Consider the following 18,473-nt stretch of genomic DNA (forward strand, 5'->3'; position numbering starts at 1 on the left):
GCAACGCAATCAGGCGGCAGACGCTGGCATCTGCAACGTGCAGGCGCATGACGTTTCCTGCACCGGGGCGGCACTGTACATCCATCCATGAAGACTTGTTGGTGGCATCCATGCCGCTATTGATCCCGTCCGTGGCGACGCGAGCACCCGTCAAAGACTGCCTACGCTGATAACCCCGCTGGTTCGCTACGCGCGATGCCCCCACATGCCTGAGCTCCACGTGCCTGCAGCCTCCAGCGCGCCTGTGCAGATTTCCGCACGCCTGCCAGGCAGCGACCACAAGACGTGGCGCCAGTGCGCGCGCACGATGCAAAGTGGACACACGAAAGGGGCGCAACGATGGACCGTCGAACGTTTTTGCGGCAGGGGATTGCCGCCACCGCCGTGGTGGGCGTGGCGGGTGCCGGTGCGGTACCGGCTGCGGTGGCCGGCGACGCCACGCCTGTGCCGCTACGTCTGCGCCTGGAAGCGCTGCCTTCGGCGGCGCATGTTGGCAGCACGCTCTGCCGGTTTCGCCACCTGGAGCAGGACTGGACCGTCTACGAGCATCTCGACGACCCGCAAGGCCAGCTGACGCTCTGGACCGACAGCGGCATGCTGCGCCTGGACAAGCGCACCGAGCCTGCCTATCCCGCCGCAAGCAAGCCGTATTTCGGCCTGCCGCTGGCCGAGGTGGCGATGGCCGAGGCGGATCTGCTTGCCGACCGACTGCTGCGCGATGGCGACCCGGACGAGGCGCAGGTACGCGACGTGGCGCCACCGCCGGCCTCGCTGCTCGATCCCAAGGACAATGGCGGGCGCTGGCCGTGGACCACCTTTGTCGGCACGCGCGAAGCGCTCGACACCATGCCCATCCTGCCCAACGGCCGCAGCCGCACCTCGCGCCCGGAACATGCCTTTACCGCGTTGGGCGACGAGGCGCTGATCAAGCGGCGCGAGGAAGGCATGCTCGGCGGCTGGATGCCGGCGGTGCGCAAGGTCATGCGCCACGATGGCCAGGCCGATGCGTGGTACGACGTGCTGGTGTTTGCCGATGTGCGCGCCACTGATCGCTTCGTGGTGCAGACCTGGCACCGCACCATGCAGGTGAAAGGTGGGCAGATCGTAGCGGTGCACTACACCCACAGCTACCCTGCCTTCGGCCCGGTGCGTGGCGAGGCCAGTGCCGAGCAGTTCTATGCGGCGTTGCTCGATTTTGCCGCTTACTGGCAGCACGCACTCAGCGGCACGGTGCAGGCGCAGCTGCCCGATGCCAGCTGGAACGACATGGCGCAGTTTGCGTTTGCGCGCGAACTGGTGGTGCGCCCCGGTGGCGACTACCCCAAGTACGGCGCGGTCGAGCGCGACTACTACGGCAACGAGTACGACGGCTTTCAGGACACCTTTACCAGTTCCTTCTACGCCAACCTGGAGTGGGGGCGCTTCGACCAGGCGGCCGCGGTGCTGGACAACTATTTCGAGAGGTTCGTGCAGGACGACGGCCTGCCGAACATGCGTGGGCCGGAGGTCGGACAATTCGGGCTTACCTTGTCGCTGCTGGCGCGCTATCTGCAGTACACCGGTGATGCCACGCGCCTGCGCCGGCATCTGCCCAGGATCACTGCCACCGCGCAGGTGTTATGCACCTTGCACGACCAGGCGCTGGCGTTGCCGCGTAAGGCCCATGGCCATGGCTTGCTGCATGGCTGGAACGAATCCGATGCCTGCCTGTTCCCCGATCCGTCGCTGTGGTGGAAGCCGTACTACGCCAACAGCGCGCTGACCATTCGCGGCTGGGAAGACATCGCACAGGTCTGGCGCACGCTCGGCGGCGAGCCATCCGTCGCGCAGGACTGGCAGCGCCGCGCCCGGCAACTGCGCGCGCGTCTTGAAGCCAGCCTGCACGCCAACGTGCGGCGCGATCTCTCACCACCGTATGTTGGTCCACTGCCAGGCACCACGCTGACGTTCCGGCAATCGCTGCTGCAGGAAAAGCCCAGCGAACAGCAATGGCCGCACCGTGCCTATGCCGAACTATTGCAAGCCGATGTGCTGCCGGAGGCATTGGCCAACCTGGTGATCGATTGCCTGCGTGGCCACGGCGGCACCAGCCTGGGCGTGGTGGCCAACATCGCGCCCCCCGAGCCCGGCAGCCGCGATCTGCTTGGCTTTATTTCCTACGGCTATGCGCAACAACTGCTGCGGTTGGACCGCATCGAAGAGTACCTGCTGTTCCTGTACGCGCATCGCTATCAGGTGCACACGCGCGGCAGCTGGACGGCCGGCGAGGTCAGTGGCATCACCGGCGGCATGCCGCTGTTCTGCATTCCCGCGCAGATGACCATCCCGCTGCTGCTGCGCTGGATGCTGGTCAGCGATGACAGCGCCGGCGAGCAGCTATTCCTGGCACGTGCAGTGCCGCGTGCTTGGCTCGGCACCGGCAAGACGGTGGGCATCACTGCTGCGCCCACGCGCTGGGGCACGGTCACGCTGATGCTGCAGGCACTGCCGGAGCAGCGCCGCATCGATGCGCAGGTGGTGCTCCCCGCGCGCAGCCCGCAGCAGACCTGGCTCAGCATGCGCCCACCGCACGGCACGCGCCTGCAGCGGGCAGAGGTGGACGGAAAGCCGGCGCGCCTGCACGGGCCGCACGGCGACCGTGTGGCACTGCCTGGCACCGGTGGCACGGTGAGCGTGCAGGGGTGGTACGGCTGAGCGTGCGCTGGTGCGGGCCTGCATGCTGGGGGGCGCGTAGGCGTGTAGCCGCTTGCGAACCGCCTATGTTGCACCGGTAGCGGCGCGTTCTGGATGCTCGTCTTTTGACGTATCGAAGAAATAGCCGACCTGTGCGCCCAGCCACCAACTGCTATCGCGCTGCGGCGGGTTGGCGCTTGGCAAGTGTCGATGCCGCTCTTCACCCATCACCGGCTTTCTCACCTGGATCGGCCCATGCTCCTGCAGTTGCAACGTCCCGCGCGCCTGTCGCACTTTCGTATTGTCATCGCGTGCTGCCTAAGCATTGCGATGCTGCCAACGCTGGCGCACGCGGCGGCGCAGCCTGCCGAGCCCACACCGGCGCAGTACACCGCGGCGATCGGGTTGACCGACCGCTACGACGCCCTGGTCGACCGCCAGCCCAGCGCGCCGGTATGGGTGGATGCGCAGCGCTTTTTGTACCAGCGCGGGAGCATGCGCCAGGGCCAGGCGCCGGCAATCGAGTACCGGCTGGTGGACGCGGCCAGCGGGCGCAACACGCCTGCCTTCGACCACGCACGTCTTGCCGCCGCGCTGACCCAGGCCGGCGCACACAACGTGGATGCGGCAGCGCTGCAACTGCAGGATCCTGCGCTGGAACAGCAGACGCTGCGCTTTCAGCTGGCAGATCTTGGCTGGCAGTGCGAGCTGGCGCGTTACCGCTGCACGCACCTGCCCGAGCGCGATGTGCGGCCCGAGTCGATGGACATGAGTTTCCCGCTCAAGCAGGGCGAGCGCTATGCCAAGCACTCGCCGGACGGGCGCTGGCGGGTGTGGGTGGAGCAGGGCAATCTGCTGATCGCCCCGGTGGGCGGCGGCACGCCAACGGCCATCAGTGACGATGGCAGTGCGAGCGACTTCTACGCCATCGACACGGTGGTGTGGTCGCCCGACTCGCAACATGTGGCCGCCTATCGGGTCAAGGCGCCGCCGCCGCACATCGTGTATTACATCGAATCGGCGCCGGCCGATCGCGTGCAACCCAAGCTGCATCAGCAGGTCTATCCCAAGCCCGGCGACCCATTGCCGGTGATGCAGCCAGTGCTGTTCGACGTGGCCACGCGCACCGCGCGCCCGGTGGACATGACCCTGCTGCCCAACGCCTTCACCCTTAGCGAGCTGCAATGGTGGAAGGACAGCCGCGGCGTGACCTTCGAATACAACGCACGCGGGCATCAGCTGTACCGCGTGATCGAAGTGGATGCAGGCACCGCCGTTGCGCGCACCGTGATCGAGGAAACCTCGCCCACCTTTATCGAGTACTCGCCACTCAGTGGCGACAACGAAGACGGCGGCAAGTACGCGCGCCACGATCTTGCCGATGGCGCGCAACTGCTGTGGGCCTCCGAGCGCGATGGCTGGGAACACCTGTATCTCTACGATGGCCGCACTGGTCGCGTGAAGCGCCAGGTCACCCGTGGCGAGTGGGTGGTGCGCAGGCTTGATCATGTCGACGAGGCGGCCGGCCAGGTGTACTTCACCGCCTCCGGCATGCAGCCCGGTGAAGACCCGTATTACCGCCACGCCTATCGCATCGGCCTGGACGGCACCGGCCTGACCGCACTGACGCCGCTGGCCGCAGATCATGACGTGCGTTATTCGCCGGACGGGCGCTGGTTTCTGGACCTGTCGTCGCGCGTGGACCTGGGGCCGGTACTGGAGCTGCGGCGCAGTGCGGATGGCAGCTTGGCACACACGGTCGAACGCACAGATCTGAGCCATCTGCTGGCGGCCGGTTGGCAGCCGCCGTTGCCGTTCCATACTCCCGGGCGCGATGGCAAGACCGAGATCTGGGGCGTCATTTTCCGCCCGCAGCAGCTCGATGCCCAGCAGCCGTATCGCGTCGTCGAATACATCTACGCCGGGCCGCAGGGCTCGTTCGTGCCGAAGCGCTTCACCACGCGCACGCCGCCGCTGACCGGGTTGGGCTTTGCAGTGGCGCAGATCGACGGCATGGGCACCAACAACCGCTCGCGCGCGTTTCACGACGTGGCCTGGCGCAATCTCAAGGATGCCGGCTTGCCGGATCGCATCGCCTGGCACAAGGCGGCCGCCGCCCGTTACCCCTGGTACGACATTCGCGGCGGGGTGGGCGTGTACGGCACCTCGGCCGGCGGGCAGAACGCGCTGGGCGCGTTGCTGTTCCATCCCGAGTTCTACGTGGCCGGCGTGGCGAACTCAGGCTGCCACGACAATCGCATGGACAAGATCTGGTGGAACGAGCAATGGATGGGCTGGCCGGTGGGGCCGTGGTACGCCGAATCCTCGAACGTGGAAAACGCCGCGCGCCTGCAGGGCCATTTGCTGCTGGTCACCGGCGACATGGACAAGAATGTCGATCCTGCCAGCACCTTCCAGGTGGCCGATCGCCTGATCAAGGCGGGCAAGGATTTCGATCTGCTGGTGGTGCCCGGCGGCGATCACGGCGCAGGCGGCGACTATGGCAAGCGCCGGCTGCTGGATTTCTTCCAGCGCTGGTTGCACCGCACTCCAACGCCGGAGTGGAATCGCGCTGCGGCAGCGCCCGCTACGCAGGCACCTTAGCGCGCTGTACGACGCTGCATGGTGCGCAACACGCGCATGGAGGGTTGGATGCTGCGGCGCTGATGCATCAGGCGCCGTCGCACAGCACTGTGGTGGAGCATGCATGCGCGCAACCTGCGCCTCTGCGTGAATACTGCGGCTTGTGCTCCAGGGTTGCAGTTGCAACCGCGGCGCCGCAGCTTGAAGTCATCCACCAACAAGCGATCGTCCACAGGCGAACCATGCGAATTTCCGCATGCACTGTCGCCAAATGCGACAAGACGTCGCGCGTGCGCACAGGCACATTGTGACCAGCTGATGAAACCGGGCCGCATGGGCGGACCCGGTGCACGAAAAAACGTTTGCAGCGACGACGTGCCTTGCGTGTGCAGCCGTGCATGCAAGGCACCGGAACGGTGCGCGCCGTGTTACGGGCCTCTACGCGAAACGTCGCAGATGCCATGTCTTTGTGAGGTGACTCGCGCTGGTGCACGCCGGCACGGGCACGTGTTGCCCGCCATTTCTCTACTGTCCGAACCAGGAGCCCTGCATGCCGATGTTGCCGTTGCGTTCCGCCAGATCTTCGCTCAGTGCGGTCACGCCTTTGCAGACGACGCTGGGCAGCGCCGTGCTGCTTGCATTGGCTGCCACCGCTGCACCTGTCTGCGCGCAGCAGGCGGCCGGCACTGGCGCTGCAACACAGACACTCGACAGCGTGGTGGTCACCGGCTCGCGCCTGCGCCGCGTGGATACCGAAACCGCCAACCCGGTGGTGACCGTCAGCCAGGAGCAGATTGCCGCCACCGGCAAGGCCACAGTGGGCGACCTGCTGCAGGAACTCCCATCGATCGCCGGCAATGCCACCAACCCGTACACCAACAATGGCGGCGGCACCGGTGCGTCGGCCGTGTCGCTGCGTGGTCTGGGCGACAAGCGCACGCTGGTCCTGGTCAACGGCATTCGGCTGGCCTACAACGACGTCAATGCCATTCCGGCTAGCATGATCGAACGCATCGAAGTACTCAGCGATGGTGCGTCGGCGGTGTACGGGTCCGATGCCATTGGTGGAGTGGTCAACTTCATCCTGCGTACGCGCTTTGATGGTGTGCAATTCAGTAGCGACTTCGGCACCAGCAAGGAGCGCGATGGCAATCGCCGCAATTTCGCATTGACCGCCGGCAAGACTTTCGAGCGCGGCAGCCTGATTGCCGGGCTGTCGTATCACAACATCGACCCGGTTTCCGCCGCCGCACGCGACTATTCCAAGGATGCGCTGGCGCTCACCGATGGCGTGCCGGTGAAGCAGGGCTCCTCCGCAACACCCACCGGCACCGTCAATTTCAACGATGGCTCCGAGGCTTCAAATCAGCTGCGGCAAGCGAATGGCTGTACGCGTGTCACGCTCAATGGCGGTGTCAGCGGCCGTGCCGGGCCCGGCGATTTCCATTGTTACGACGCCGCTGCCGATTCCTACAACTACCAGCCGTTCAACCTGTTGCAGACACCGCAAAAGCGCACCAATGCCTTTGTGCTGGGCACGTATCGCTTCAGCGACAGCGTGGAGGGCTACGTCAACACATGGTTCAGCAAAACCGAATCCGCCTCGATCATTGCGCCCATCCCGATCTTTTCCAACGGCGACAACATCCTGGTGTCGTCGCAGAGTTACTACAACCCATTCGGGGTGAATTTCGGCACCGATCGCAGCTCCGGCACCTCGTACAATGACTTCAATACCCGCGCCACCGTGCTGGGTAATCGCAGCTACCAGTACAACACCTACAACTTCCAGATCAGCCCCGGGCTGCGCGGGCGCTTCGGTGACAGCTCCTGGCAATGGGATGCCACGTTCAACTACGGCAAGGTCAAGCAAAAGTCGATTAACAACGGCTTCCTGGACTACGCCACGTTCAATCAGGCGATCGGTCCGTCGTTTCTGGACAGCGATGGCGTGGTCAAGTGCGGCAGCGCGGGCGCGGCGATCGCCGGCTGCACGCCGCTGAATTTCTTCAACCTCAACGACAGCTCCAATCTCGCAACACTGCAGGGCATGGTGGTCAACCCGATTGTCACCAGCGTCTATACCGTCAAGCAGTTCGAGGCCAATGCCAACGGCACACTGTTCGAGATGCCGGCCGGCGCAGCCAGCCTGGCGGCCGGTCTGTCGTATCGCAAGGAGCGCTCCACCACCACCTCCGACCCGTTGTGGACGGGCGATGAGGACGGCTTGTGCGGCGTGATCGAATACTGCGCCTCCACGTTGAGCGGCAGCTTCGATGTCAAGGAGGCCTATGCAGAAGCGCTGTTCCCGCTGCTCAAGGACCTGCCGGGTATCAATGCCTTGAACATCACCCTGGGCACGCGGTTTTCCGACTACAGCTCGGTGGGCAGCAAGACCAATAGCAAGGTGTCGCTGGAGTACCGCCCGATCGAAAACCTGCTGCTGCGCGGCACGGCCTCGCAGGTGTTCCGCGCGCCCAATATCAACGAGCTGTACGCCGGCGTGGCCGGCGATGCGGCCACCGTCAACGACCCATGCAATGGCTATACCGGCGGCAGCAGCGTGGCCTGTGCCAACGTGCCCACCGATGGCAGCTATCAGCAGTCCGATGGCCAGGTGTCGGGCAAGGTCTCCGGCGCAGCGGTGGCCGGTTACCAACTCAAGCCGGAGACCGGTAAATCCTATGACGTGGGCCTGGTGTACGACCCGCAATGGATCGATGGCCTCTCGCTGAGCGCGGACTGGTGGCGCATCGATCTGGAAGACACCATCACCACCGTCTCCGCGCAGACCGTTCTCAATCAATGCTATGCAAATTCGGCTAGCGCGTTCTGCCCGCTGATCCATCGCAACGGCAACGGCACCATCAACTACATCGCCGAGCCCACAGTAAATCTGGGCAAGCTGTGGGCCAAGGGCATCGACTTCAACCTGACCTATCGCCTGCCGGAAACCGCATGGGGTAACGTCAATGTCGGCCTCAATGGTACCTATCTCACGCGCTATGACGTGCTGCCCGACACCACCGACCCCAGCTCGGTCACCATCCACAATGTGGGCCGCTACACGCAGGCCTATGGCAACTTCCCGCGCTGGCGTGGCCTGGGCACGGTGAGCTGGGCGTTGGGCGACTGGAGCGCAACCTGGCGCATCCGTTACGTCGGCAATACCGCCATCGGCAATTCCGATCCGGACCAGAGCCTGTCGGCCGATTCCAGCCAGCCCACCGTGGTGCGCAAGATCGGCGCCTATGTCTACAACAATCTGCAGCTGGGTTACGAGGTGCAGCCGTGGCACACGCGCTTTGAGGTGGGCGTGGACAACATCGCCGACAAGCAGCCGCCGCTGTATTACTCCAACAATGTTGGCAATGCCAATACTGACGTGGCTACTTACGATTTGTTGGGCCGGTTCTATTGGGCGCGTGCCACGGTGAAGTTCTGAGTGGCGCAGTGGTGGGCGTGTGTGCGTGCTGCCGGCGCTTGCGTTCCATCGTCGCAACAACGCCGCAACACCGCCGAGCGCAAGGCCGACCACCGCAGACTGCAACCGCGTGCGCCCTGCGCCGTTGCCCACAGGAGCTAAGCTGGTCCGATGACGCATGCACACCCCATTGATGACGTGAACGATGCTGCGCTGAGCCTGTCGCGGCGTCGGTTTCTGGCCTGGAGCAGCATGGCGGTGGCGGCCGGATTCCTGCGTTTTCCAGCCCAGGCCGCCGCGGCGCAGCCCGGCAGCATCCGCGCGGTGCCGCTGGCGCAGGTGCGGCTGATGCCGTCGCTGTTTCTGGATGCGTTGCACACCAATCGCCGGTATCTGATGCGCTTGCAGCCGGACCGCTTGCTGCACAACTTCGTGCTGTACGCCGGTCTCGATCCCAAGGCCCCCGCCTACGGTGGCTGGGAGGCGGACACCATCGCCGGCCACACGCTGGGGCACTACCTCAGCGCGTTGGCGCTGATGCATGCGCAAACCGACGATGCGCAGTGCCGCACGCGCGCCAGCTACCTGGTGGCCGAACTCGCCCGCTGCCAGGCGCATGCCGGCGATGGCTACGTGGCCGGCTTCACCCGCAAGAATGCGGCCGGCCAGATCGAGAGCGGCCGCGCGGTGTTCGACGAACTCAAACGCGGCAAGATCGAGCCGCTACCGTTCTATCTCAACGGCAGCTGGGCACCGCTGTACACCTGGCACAAGCTGTTCGCCGGCCTGCTCGACGTGCATGTGCATTGCGACAACGCGCAGGCACTGCAGGTCGCGGTGGGCCTGGCCGGCTACCTGCAGGGTATCTTTGCCGCACTGGACGACACGCAGCTGCAGAAGGTGCTCTCGTGCGAGTTCGGCGGGCTCAACGAGTCCTTCGTCGAGTTGCACGTGCGCACCGGCGATGCACAGTGGTTGGCACTAGCGCAGCGCCTGCATCATCACGCCGTGCTCGACCCGCTGGTCGCACAACGCGACGAACTGGTGCACCAGCATTCCAACACCAATATCCCCAAGCTGATCGGGCTGGCCCGCGAGTATGAAGTGACCGGTGATGCGGCTTCCGGCGCGGCGGCGCGGTTCTTCTGGAACACCGTCACCGACCATCACAGCTATGTAATCGGTGGCAATGGCGACCGCGAATATTTCCAGCAGCCGGACAGCATCTCGAAGTTTCTCACCGAGCAGACCTGCGAACATTGTTCCAGCTACAACATGCTCAAGCTCACCCGGCACCTGTACCAATGGGGCCCGCAAGCCGCGTACTTCGATTACTACGAGCGCACGCTGCTCAACCACGTGATGGCGCAGCAGCATCCACGCACCGGCATGTTCACCTACATGACACCGATGCTGGCCGGCGAGGCGCGCGGCTGGTCATCGCCGTTCGATGATTTCTGGTGTTGCGTCGGCAGCGGCATGGAGGCGCACGCCCAGTTCGGTGACTCGATTTACTGGGAGGACGGGCAGGGCGTGGCGATCAATCTGTATGTGCCGTCGCGCGTGCGTAACGCAGCCGGGCTGGACATGACCTTGCACAGCGCGCTGCCGGCGCAAGGCAGCGTCTCGCTGCGTATCGACGCTGCTCCCGCAGCGCAGCGCACGCTCTCGCTGCGGGTACCCGGCTGGGCGGCCGCGCCGGTGCTGCAGCTCAATGGCGCGGTTGTGGACGCAGCGGCTGTCGATGGCTATCTGCGGGTCACGCGCATCTGGCACCCAGGCGACACGCTCAACCTCAGCCTGCAGATGCCATTGCGGCTGGAAGCCACGCCCGATGACCCCGCCTGGGTCTCGGTGCTGCGCGGGCCATTGGTGCTGGCGGCAGATCTGGGCGATGCCGCCACGCCGTGGTCGGGCAAGACGCCGGCGCTGATCGGCGGTAACGAGGTCCTGCAGCAGCTGCAACCAGCGGCAGAGCAGGGCAGCTACGTCTACAGCGACGGCGGCCAACAGTGGCGCTTTTCACCGTTCTACGCGCAGTTCGACCGCCGCAGCGCGGTCTATCTGGAACACCGCAGCGCCACGGACTGGCAGCAACGCCAGGCCGAACAGGACGCCGCCGCCGCACGCCAGCGTGCGCTCGATGCCAGTGCACTGGACTGGGTCGCCCTGGGCGACGACGCCTCCGAAAAAGCACACGCCCTGCAGAGCGACGGCTCCTACGCGCTGAGCTACCGCCGCCGCGCCGGCCGCGACGCCCGCACCGGTGGCTTCATCGCCTTTACCCTGCGCAACACCGCAACCGCCCGCGTGCTGCGCCTGCGCTACTGGGGCGATGAAACCCGCCGCCGCTTCCGCATCCTCGCCGACGGCGAACTCATCGCCAACGAACGCCTGGACGGCAATCGCGGCCTGGACTTCGTCGATGTGGATTACGCCCTGCCAGCAGCGGTGGCAGGCCGCGCCATCCTGCAGATACGCATCGAACCAGAAACCGGCTACTCGGCCGGGCCGGCGTTCGGATGTTGGGTGCTGGAGTCGGCGTGAACTTGTGCCGACCCAAGCTCACTATCCACGATGAGAGCGAGTCATCCCATCGACAGCCCGACTACGGGTGCGGCATGTGGACGAGCCAATCGATCCATCTACGCCGCAGCAGCTGGCGATACTCTATTGGAGCGTCTCAAATCCAGGCACGGATGGAACCAATGCATCACTTGCCTAGCGACTGTTCCCGAGCCCGTTCTATCTCCTGCCTGAGCACACGCCTATTCTCGTCGGCATTCATCGAGCCAAGCCCGACGTCGTCTGCATTATCGATTGGAGCAGACATGCGGGCCTGTTTTTCCAGTGCGGGTAGACGCTTGGTGAGGTAGTAACTGGGATAGTGCGCGCTGACATCCTCCAGTGTGGCCGATCTGAGTTCCAGAAGTCGCTGTTCTTTGGCGCTTGCCGTCGACCCTTTGTATCCCCCGATGAAACGGTCTGCGACAATCAATTTTTTCGGGTTTTCAGGTTCTGTAATGATGCGCTCGCCCAGGCGATCCATGTTGGCGCCGTTGCTGCGGTATGTCACCACGACCGGCTTTGCATTGACGGTCGTGATGACAATTATCGTGCTGAAAAACTGTCGTCCCGCATAGTCGACCAGCGCAACAAGCTCCAACGTTCCATCGTTATCAAGATCGATGAATTGCGCTTCGCTGACGGTTGTCGGGACGATGTTGCCATCGGGATCGAAATTGGGGATCAATGCTTCGGTCAATTTGGGAAGGTCGCGGGTTCGATTGAGTTCAGCGGATCGCGATGATTGCCAAGTTGCTGGTTTGCCGATATCCGAACTCCATGCCGGAAATGAGGCCGCCAAAGTGGCGAGCAGTGCAAGTAGGAATCGATTGTTCATCATTGCAGTTCTGCCTTGTTGCATTGCCGGAGTCAGGTCAATTCAATTGTTTTGTGTATTGGCCATGTCGCGAGTGCGGGTGGCATGCCTGCTGCACTCACAGTGGCGGTTGGCGCGCGTTCAACGCTCTGATGATGACGTTCCACTCGGTAAGTGATCTGCGACGCAGGTGAGGCGTCTTCCATAAGCCAGGATAGACATAAAAAAAGACCGGCGCATGCGCCGGTCTTGGTGTATCACCAGTGTGTCGTAAGCTTTAAGCCGACAACTCCAACAACAACTTATTCAACCGCCGCACATACCCGGCCGGGTCCTTGAGGCTATCACCCGCCGCCAGCGCAGCCTGGTCGAACAGCACCCGGCTCAAATCGCCAAACCGGTCCATATCTTGTTCCGCATCCAGCTTTTCGATCAGCGGGTGGGCCGGGTTGAATTCGAACACCGGCTTGGTTTCCGGAACGGCCTGGCCGCTGGCTTCGAGCAGCTGACGCATCTGCAGGCCCAGGTCGCCCTGTCCGATGGCCAGGATGGCGGGGGAGTCGGTCAGGCGGTGCGAGACGCGTACTTCGGCCACGTCGTCGCCAAGGGCGGCCTTGATGCGCGAGGCCAGGCCTTCCTTGGACTTGGCGACTTCTTCCTGCGCCTTCTTGTCTTCTTCCGAATCCAGCTTGCCCAGGTCCAGATCGCCGCGGGCCACGTCCACGAACGACTTGCCGTCGAATTCGGTGAGGTAGCTCATCAGCCATTCGTCGATGCGGTCGGTGAGCAGCAGCACTTCGATGCCCTTCTTGCGGAACACCTCCAGGTGCGGGCTGTCCTTGATCTGCGCGTAGCTCTCGCCGGTGAGGTAGTACAGCTTGTCCTGACCTTCGGTCATGCGGCCCACGTAATCGGCCAGCGCCACGCTCTGCGCGCCGGTGGTGTCGTGGGTGGACGAGAAACGCAGCAGGCCGGCGACCTTTTCGCGGTTGGCGTAGTCCTCGGCGGGGCCTTCCTTCAGCGCCTGGCCGAAGTTGCGCCAGAAGGTGGCGTAGTCATCCGGCTTGTCCTTGGCCAGTTTTTCCAGCATGTCCAGCGCACGCTTGGTCAGCGCGGACTTCATCGAATCCACCACCGGGCCAGACTGCAGGATCTCGCGCGAGACATTGAGCGACAGGTCGGCCGAATCCACCACGCCTTTGATGAAACGCAGATACAGCGGCAGGAACTGTTCGGCCTGGTCCATGATGAAAACGCGCTGCACGTACAGCTTCAGGCCCTTGGCCGAATCGCGGTGATACAGGTCGAACGGGGCGCGGCCGGGTACGAACAGCAGCGAGGTGTAATCCAGCTTGCCTTCGACTTTGTTATGGCTCCACGCCAGCGGGTTGCCCGCATCGTGCGCGACGTGCTTGTAGAACTCCTGGTACTCCTCGGCCTTGATCTCGGACTTGGGGCGGGTCCACAGCGCGCTGGCGCGGTTGACCACTTCCCACTCGGGTTCGGCGGGCTTGTCGGCGTCTTCGCCGTAGTGCTCCTTGCGCATCTCGATCGGCAGGCCGATGTGATCGGAATACTTCTTGAGGATGTTGCGCAGGGTCCAGCCATCGGCAAAGGAATCTTCGCCCTCCTTGAGGTGCAGCACGATGCGGGTGCCGCGCTCGGGCTTGTCGATGCTGGCGACTTCGAACTCGCCCTCACCGCGCGAGGACCAATGCACGCCGTCGCTGGCGGGCAGGCCGGCGCGGCGCGAATACACATCGACTTGGTCGGCAACGATGAAGGCGCTGTAGAAGCCCACGCCGAACTGGCCAATGAGGTTGGCGTCCTTCTTCTGGTCGCCGCTCAGATGCTTGAGGAAGTCGGCGGTGCCGGACTTGGCGATGGTGCCCAGGTGGGACACCGCGTCCTCGCGGCTCATGCCGATGCCGTTGTCGTCGATGGTGACGGTGCGCGCCTCCTTGTCGAAGTCGACGCGGATGCGCAGCTCGCCGCTGCCTTCCAGCAGCTCGGGCTTGACCAAGGCTTCGAAGCGCAGCTTGTCGGCGGCGTCGGCGGCATTGGACACCAGCTCGCGCAGGAAGATTTCCTTGTTGGAATACAGCGAGTGGATCATCAGCTGCAGCAGCTGCTTGACCTCGGTCTGGAAGCCCAGCGTCTGCTTGTCGGTATCAACGGTCATTGTGGTCGTGCTCCGTGGTGGCCTGGGCCGCAGTGCGGCCGATGGCCTGGGGGATGAGGCTGCATGCGAAATTTTTCAAGGCCTGATGGCAGGATTCAGCAATGCAGCGGCCGCCCGGGACACGGCGCGGCCATGGCGGCCGCAGCGCTATCATGGGCACCGGTTCTTGCATTGCCTGCCCATGACGCCTGCCGCCCCGTTGCTGCCTTGCCTTCATCAGCCGACCACGTGCGTGCGCCGATGAGCCGCGCTGCACGGCCGGCCAGCGGCGCGGCGGAAGGGCAGGTGCGCATCGTGGGCGGGCGCTGGCGCAATACGCGTTTGTCGGTGCCACAGCTGCCCGGGTTGCGGCCCAGCAGCGACCGCGTGCGCGAAACGCTGTTCAACTGGCTGATGCCGCGCCTGGCTGGTGCGCGCGTGCTGGACCTGTTCGCCGGCTCCGGCGCGCTGGGGCTGGAGGCAGTCTCGCGGGGTGCCGCGCATGCGCTGCTGATCGAACGCGACCCCGGGCTGGCGCAACGCCTGCGTGAGCACGTGGCCCGGCTGGGCGCCGCCGAGCAGGTGCAGGTGCTGCAGGACGATGCGCTGCGCTGGCTGGAGCGCGCGCCCACCAGCCAGGTGGATCTGGTGTTTGTCGACCCGCCATTTGCCGCCGGGCTATGGGCGCCGGTGCTGGAACGGCTCTCGCCGCATCTGGCCGCCGACGCCTGGCTGTACCTGGAAACGCCGGCCGAGTTGCCGCCGCAGGTACCGCCGGGCTGGCACCTGCACCGCGAGGGCGCCACCCGTGAGGTGCGCTATGCGCTGTATCGCCGGGCCGCTGCTACACTGAACGGCGATCCGACCCCGGTAGCTTCCGTATGAGCGTGGCCAACAGCCGCACCGCTGTCTATCCCGGTACCTTCGACCCGATCACCAATGGCCATATCGACCTGGTGAATCGCGCCGCGCCGTTGTTCGAGCGTGTGGTGGTGGGCGTTGCCTACAGCCCGTCCAAGGGCCCGGCGCTGCCGTTGGAGCGTCGCGTCGAACTCGCCCAGGAAGCCCTGGCGGCGCATGCCAATGTGGAAGTGCGCGGTTTCGATACCTTGCTGGCGCATTTCGTGCGCGACATGGGCGCTGGCGTGCTGCTGCGCGGCCTGCGTGCGGTGTCCGACTTCGAATACGAATTCCAGATGGCCAGCATGAATCGCCATCTGATCCCGGAGGTGGAAACGCTGTTCCTCACCCCGGCCGAGCAGTACAGCTTCATCTCGTCTTCGCTGGTGCGCGAAATCGCGCGGCTGGGCGGGGATGTGTCCGGTTTCGTTCCGGCGTCGGTCGTCGATGCCTTGCGCCAGGTGCGTGAATCGCGCGCCCAGGTCTGAACCGTCTCAGCAGTCAACACCACCACACGCTTTTCAAAGGGAGGAGTTTCATGAAACACACCATGCGCGCGCTGGCGCTCGCTTCGATCGCCGCTCTGGCCGTCACCGCCTGCAAGAAGGAAGAGCCGGCACCGACCGCCGCTGCCGCTCCGGCTGCGCTGACCGCTCCGGCCAAGGACGACAACGCCGGCTGGAAGAAGTACCTGCAGGAAGTGGTTGGCCAGAACCTGGGCACCACCACCAACAGCCCGTTCCTGTACTACTTGCCGCCGGAATCCGATGCCGAGTTCGCCGGCAGCTACGAGCGTCAGCTGGAAAGCGTCAAGACCGCGCTGGCCCGTGGCGTGCAGCCGGGCAACATGCTGGCCTTCGGTTCGTCGGCCTCCACCAAGATGGCCGACCTGATCGAAGCTGCGTTCAAGGACGTACAGCCGGATTCGATGAAGGGCGTGCGCGTGTTGTTCATCGGCAATGCCGCCGAGAACGCGCGCGTGCAGACCATCATCCAGCCCAAGGGCGCGGAATACATCTTCGTTGAAGCCAAGTAATGCCGTACCAGGCCGGGTGCGCGGGAGGGCGCATCCGGCCGCGGCGTGGAAACGCACCATGCTGCTGACGTTGCACTCCATCCGGGTCGGCCCTTCGGGGCCGTTCCTCGACACCGCCACCGGCGGCGTCCATCGCAGTGCCTGTGCCGTCGCGCACGGGCAGCTGCTTCGCCTGGGCCTGGCCCCGCAGGTGGCCTCCACATGTCGCTGAAGATCAACGAGCTGTGCGTCAACTGCGACGTCTGCGAGCCGGCGTGCCCGAATCAGGCCATCTCGATGGGCGAAACCATCTATGTGATCGATCCGGCGCGCTGCACCGAATGTGTCGGCCATTTCGACGAGGCGCAGTGCGTGGTGGTGTGCCCGGTGGAATGCATCGACCCGGACCCGACGATCCCGGAAACACATGATCAACTGCTGGCCAAGCTCATGCAGCTGCAGCGCGATCATCCCGAACTGTACGAACAGGAGCCTCCCTCCCCGTGATCACTTCCCCCCGACGCTTGTTCCCGCGTGGCGTGTTGTTGCTGGCCTTCGTGGTCGCCCCAGCCGCGTGGTCGGCCCAGCCCGACGCCGCAGCGGCCACGCCGCCGCCCGCCGGCACCGCCACGCATCCGCCGGGTGCGGCGGTGGCCAGTGGCCATGCGCTGGCCACCGATGCCGGGCTGCAGATCCTGCGCGAAGGCGGCAATGCCTTCGATGCGGCGATCGCGGTGTCGTCCACGCTGGCGGTGGTCGAGCCGATCAGCTCGGGGCTGGGCGGCGGCGGGTTCTTTCTGTTGCACGACGCCAAGACCGGCAAGGACGTGATGCTGGACGCGCGCGAGTACGCGCCGGAGTCCGCCACTTCCGCACAGTTTTTGGACAAGAACGGCGGGCTGGACCGCGACCGCTCGGTCAACGGCCCGTGGTCGGCCGGCATCCCCGGTTTGCCGGCGGCGCTGGTGGAACTGGCGGCCAAGCACGGCCGGCTGCCGCTCACCCAATCGCTGGCACCGGCGATCCGCATCGCTACCGAGGGCTTCCCGGTGTATGCGCGCATGGCCAAGGGCTACGCCTCGCGGCGCGAAGTGATGGAGCGCTACCCCGGCACGCGCGAGGTTTACTTGCGCGGCGGAAAACCCATTGCCGAAGGCGACATCTTCAAGCAGCCCGAGCTCGCGCATACCCTGACGCTGCTGGGCGACAAGGGCTTTGACGGTTTCTACAAGGGCGAGACCGCCAAGAAACTGCTGGCCGGCGTCAAGCAGGCCGGTGGGCGCTGGACCGCGGCCGAGCTGGCCGGGTATCAGGTCAAGGAGCGCACGCCGATCCAGTTCGATTACCGCGGCTGGAAGGTCACCACCGCGCCGCCGCCTTCTTCTGGTGGTATTGCACTCGCGGCGATGCTGCAGATCCTGGAAGGCTGGGACTTGAACACGCTCGACGACGCGCACCGCACTCATTTGGTGGTGGAAGCGATGCGCCGCGCCTACCGTGACCGCACCTTTTTCCTGGGCGACCCGGACTTTGTCGACGTACCGCAGCGCGTGCTGACCAGCAAGGATTACGCGCAGGGCCTGCGTGCCACCATCAATCCGGACAAGGCCACGCCGAGCAACCTGCTGTCGGGCAACCCGACGCCGCTGGAAGACGACGAGACCACGCACTTTTCCATCATCGATGGCGAAGGCAACCGCGTGGGCGCCACCCAGACGGTGAACCTGCTGTACGGCTCCGGGCTGATCCCCAAGGGCACCGGCGTGCTGCTCAACGACGAGATGGACGACTTTGCGCTCAAGCCCGGCACCCCGAACGCGTTTGGCGTGATGGGCTATGCCGCCAACGCGCCCAAGCCGGGCAAGCGCATGCTCAGCTCGATGACGCCCACCTTCATGGAGTCGGCCGACAAGGTCGCCGTGCTCGGCACCCCAGGCGGCAGCCGCATCATCACCATGGTGCTGCTCGGCATCCTGGGTTACGACGCCGGCCTGGACGCGCAGCAGGTCAGTGCCTTGCCGCGGTATCACCACCAGTGGTTGCCGGACGTCATCGAGGCCGAGAGCAATGCGTTCTCGCCGCAAACCGCCAAGGCGCTGGAAGCGATGGGCCACGCGCTCAAGTTGCCGGGTGACACCGCCGAAGGCGGCCGAGGTTCCAGCCACGTCTGGGGTAATTTCCAGACCGTGGAATGGGACAAGCGCCGCAACGTGCTCAGCGGTGGTAGTGATCCGCGTAATCCGGTGGGCAAGGCTGAAGTGCAGCTGGCAACGCCGGCGCGGTGAGTCCCGCATGCCTGCGCCGTTTCCCGGAGCAGGCATGACGGAAGCGTTCG

The 18,473-nt window shown here is 64.9% G+C and carries 11 protein-coding genes; 9 read left to right on the forward strand and 2 right to left on the reverse strand.

Features of this window, described 5'->3' with window-relative positions; all coding sequences use genetic code 11:
- Positions 1-339: 339 nt before the first annotated feature.
- The 4 genes from QRM89_RS07390 (at position 340) to QRM89_RS07405 (ending at position 11,227) form a co-directional block, all read left to right on the forward strand.
- Positions 340-2,694, forward strand: a complete 2,355-nt coding sequence (locus QRM89_RS07390) for a Tat pathway signal protein (RefSeq protein ID WP_285447676.1) — start codon at positions 340-342, stop codon at positions 2,692-2,694.
- A 234-nt stretch (positions 2,695-2,928) separates the two neighbouring features.
- The gene (locus QRM89_RS07395; RefSeq protein ID WP_285447677.1) at positions 2,929-5,277 is read left to right on the forward strand and encodes a S9 family peptidase; all 2,349 of its coding nucleotides are present in this window, start codon (positions 2,929-2,931) and stop codon (positions 5,275-5,277) included.
- A 529-nt stretch (positions 5,278-5,806) separates the two neighbouring features.
- Complete coding sequence (locus QRM89_RS07400) at positions 5,807-8,701, forward strand: TonB-dependent receptor (RefSeq protein ID WP_042598552.1); 2,895 nt, start codon at positions 5,807-5,809, stop codon at positions 8,699-8,701.
- Positions 8,702-8,851: 150 nt separating this feature from the next.
- Entirely contained in the window at positions 8,852-11,227 is a 2,376-nt protein-coding gene (locus QRM89_RS07405) for a glycoside hydrolase family 127 protein (protein WP_285447678.1), read from the forward strand.
- A gap of 166 nt (positions 11,228-11,393) precedes the next feature.
- On the opposite strand, the gene QRM89_RS07410 is transcribed toward QRM89_RS07405, so the two are convergent.
- Positions 11,394-12,083, reverse strand: a complete 690-nt coding sequence (locus tag QRM89_RS07410) for a hypothetical protein (protein WP_285447679.1) — start codon at positions 12,081-12,083, stop codon at positions 11,394-11,396.
- Between the two features lie 256 nt (positions 12,084-12,339).
- Complete coding sequence (htpG, locus tag QRM89_RS07415) at positions 12,340-14,244, reverse strand: molecular chaperone HtpG (protein WP_285447680.1); 1,905 nt, start codon at positions 14,242-14,244, stop codon at positions 12,340-12,342.
- 240 nt (positions 14,245-14,484) lie between these two features.
- On the opposite strand from htpG, the gene rsmD reads away from it, so the two are divergent.
- From rsmD to ggt, 5 genes are all read left to right on the forward strand, one after another.
- Entirely contained in the window at positions 14,485-15,108 is a 624-nt protein-coding gene (gene rsmD / locus QRM89_RS07420; RefSeq protein WP_075285595.1) for a 16S rRNA (guanine(966)-N(2))-methyltransferase RsmD, read from the forward strand.
- Positions 15,105-15,611 carry a pantetheine-phosphate adenylyltransferase gene (coaD, locus tag QRM89_RS07425; protein WP_011037533.1) on the forward strand — a complete coding sequence of 169 codons (507 nt, stop codon included), beginning with the start codon at positions 15,105-15,107 and terminating at the stop codon, positions 15,609-15,611. The genes rsmD and coaD overlap by 4 nt, the downstream gene beginning before the upstream one ends.
- A 50-nt stretch (positions 15,612-15,661) precedes the next feature.
- A complete protein-coding gene (locus QRM89_RS07430; RefSeq protein ID WP_014508077.1) occupies positions 15,662-16,159 on the forward strand; it encodes a hypothetical protein in 498 nt (165 codons plus the stop codon).
- Positions 16,160-16,360: 201 nt separating this feature from the next.
- A complete protein-coding gene (locus tag QRM89_RS07435; RefSeq protein WP_285447682.1) occupies positions 16,361-16,645 on the forward strand; it encodes a YfhL family 4Fe-4S dicluster ferredoxin in 285 nt (94 codons plus the stop codon).
- On the forward strand, positions 16,642-18,423 hold the full coding sequence (ggt, locus tag QRM89_RS07440; RefSeq protein WP_285447683.1) for a gamma-glutamyltransferase: 1,782 nt from the start codon (positions 16,642-16,644) through the stop codon (positions 18,421-18,423). The genes QRM89_RS07435 and ggt overlap by 4 nt, the downstream gene beginning before the upstream one ends.
- Positions 18,424-18,473: the final 50 nt, after the last annotated feature.

It is taken from the genome of Xanthomonas sp. LMC-A-07 (genome assembly GCF_030208825.1).
In the GTDB taxonomy this organism is placed as follows: Bacteria; Pseudomonadota; Gammaproteobacteria; order Xanthomonadales; family Xanthomonadaceae; genus Xanthomonas; species Xanthomonas campestris.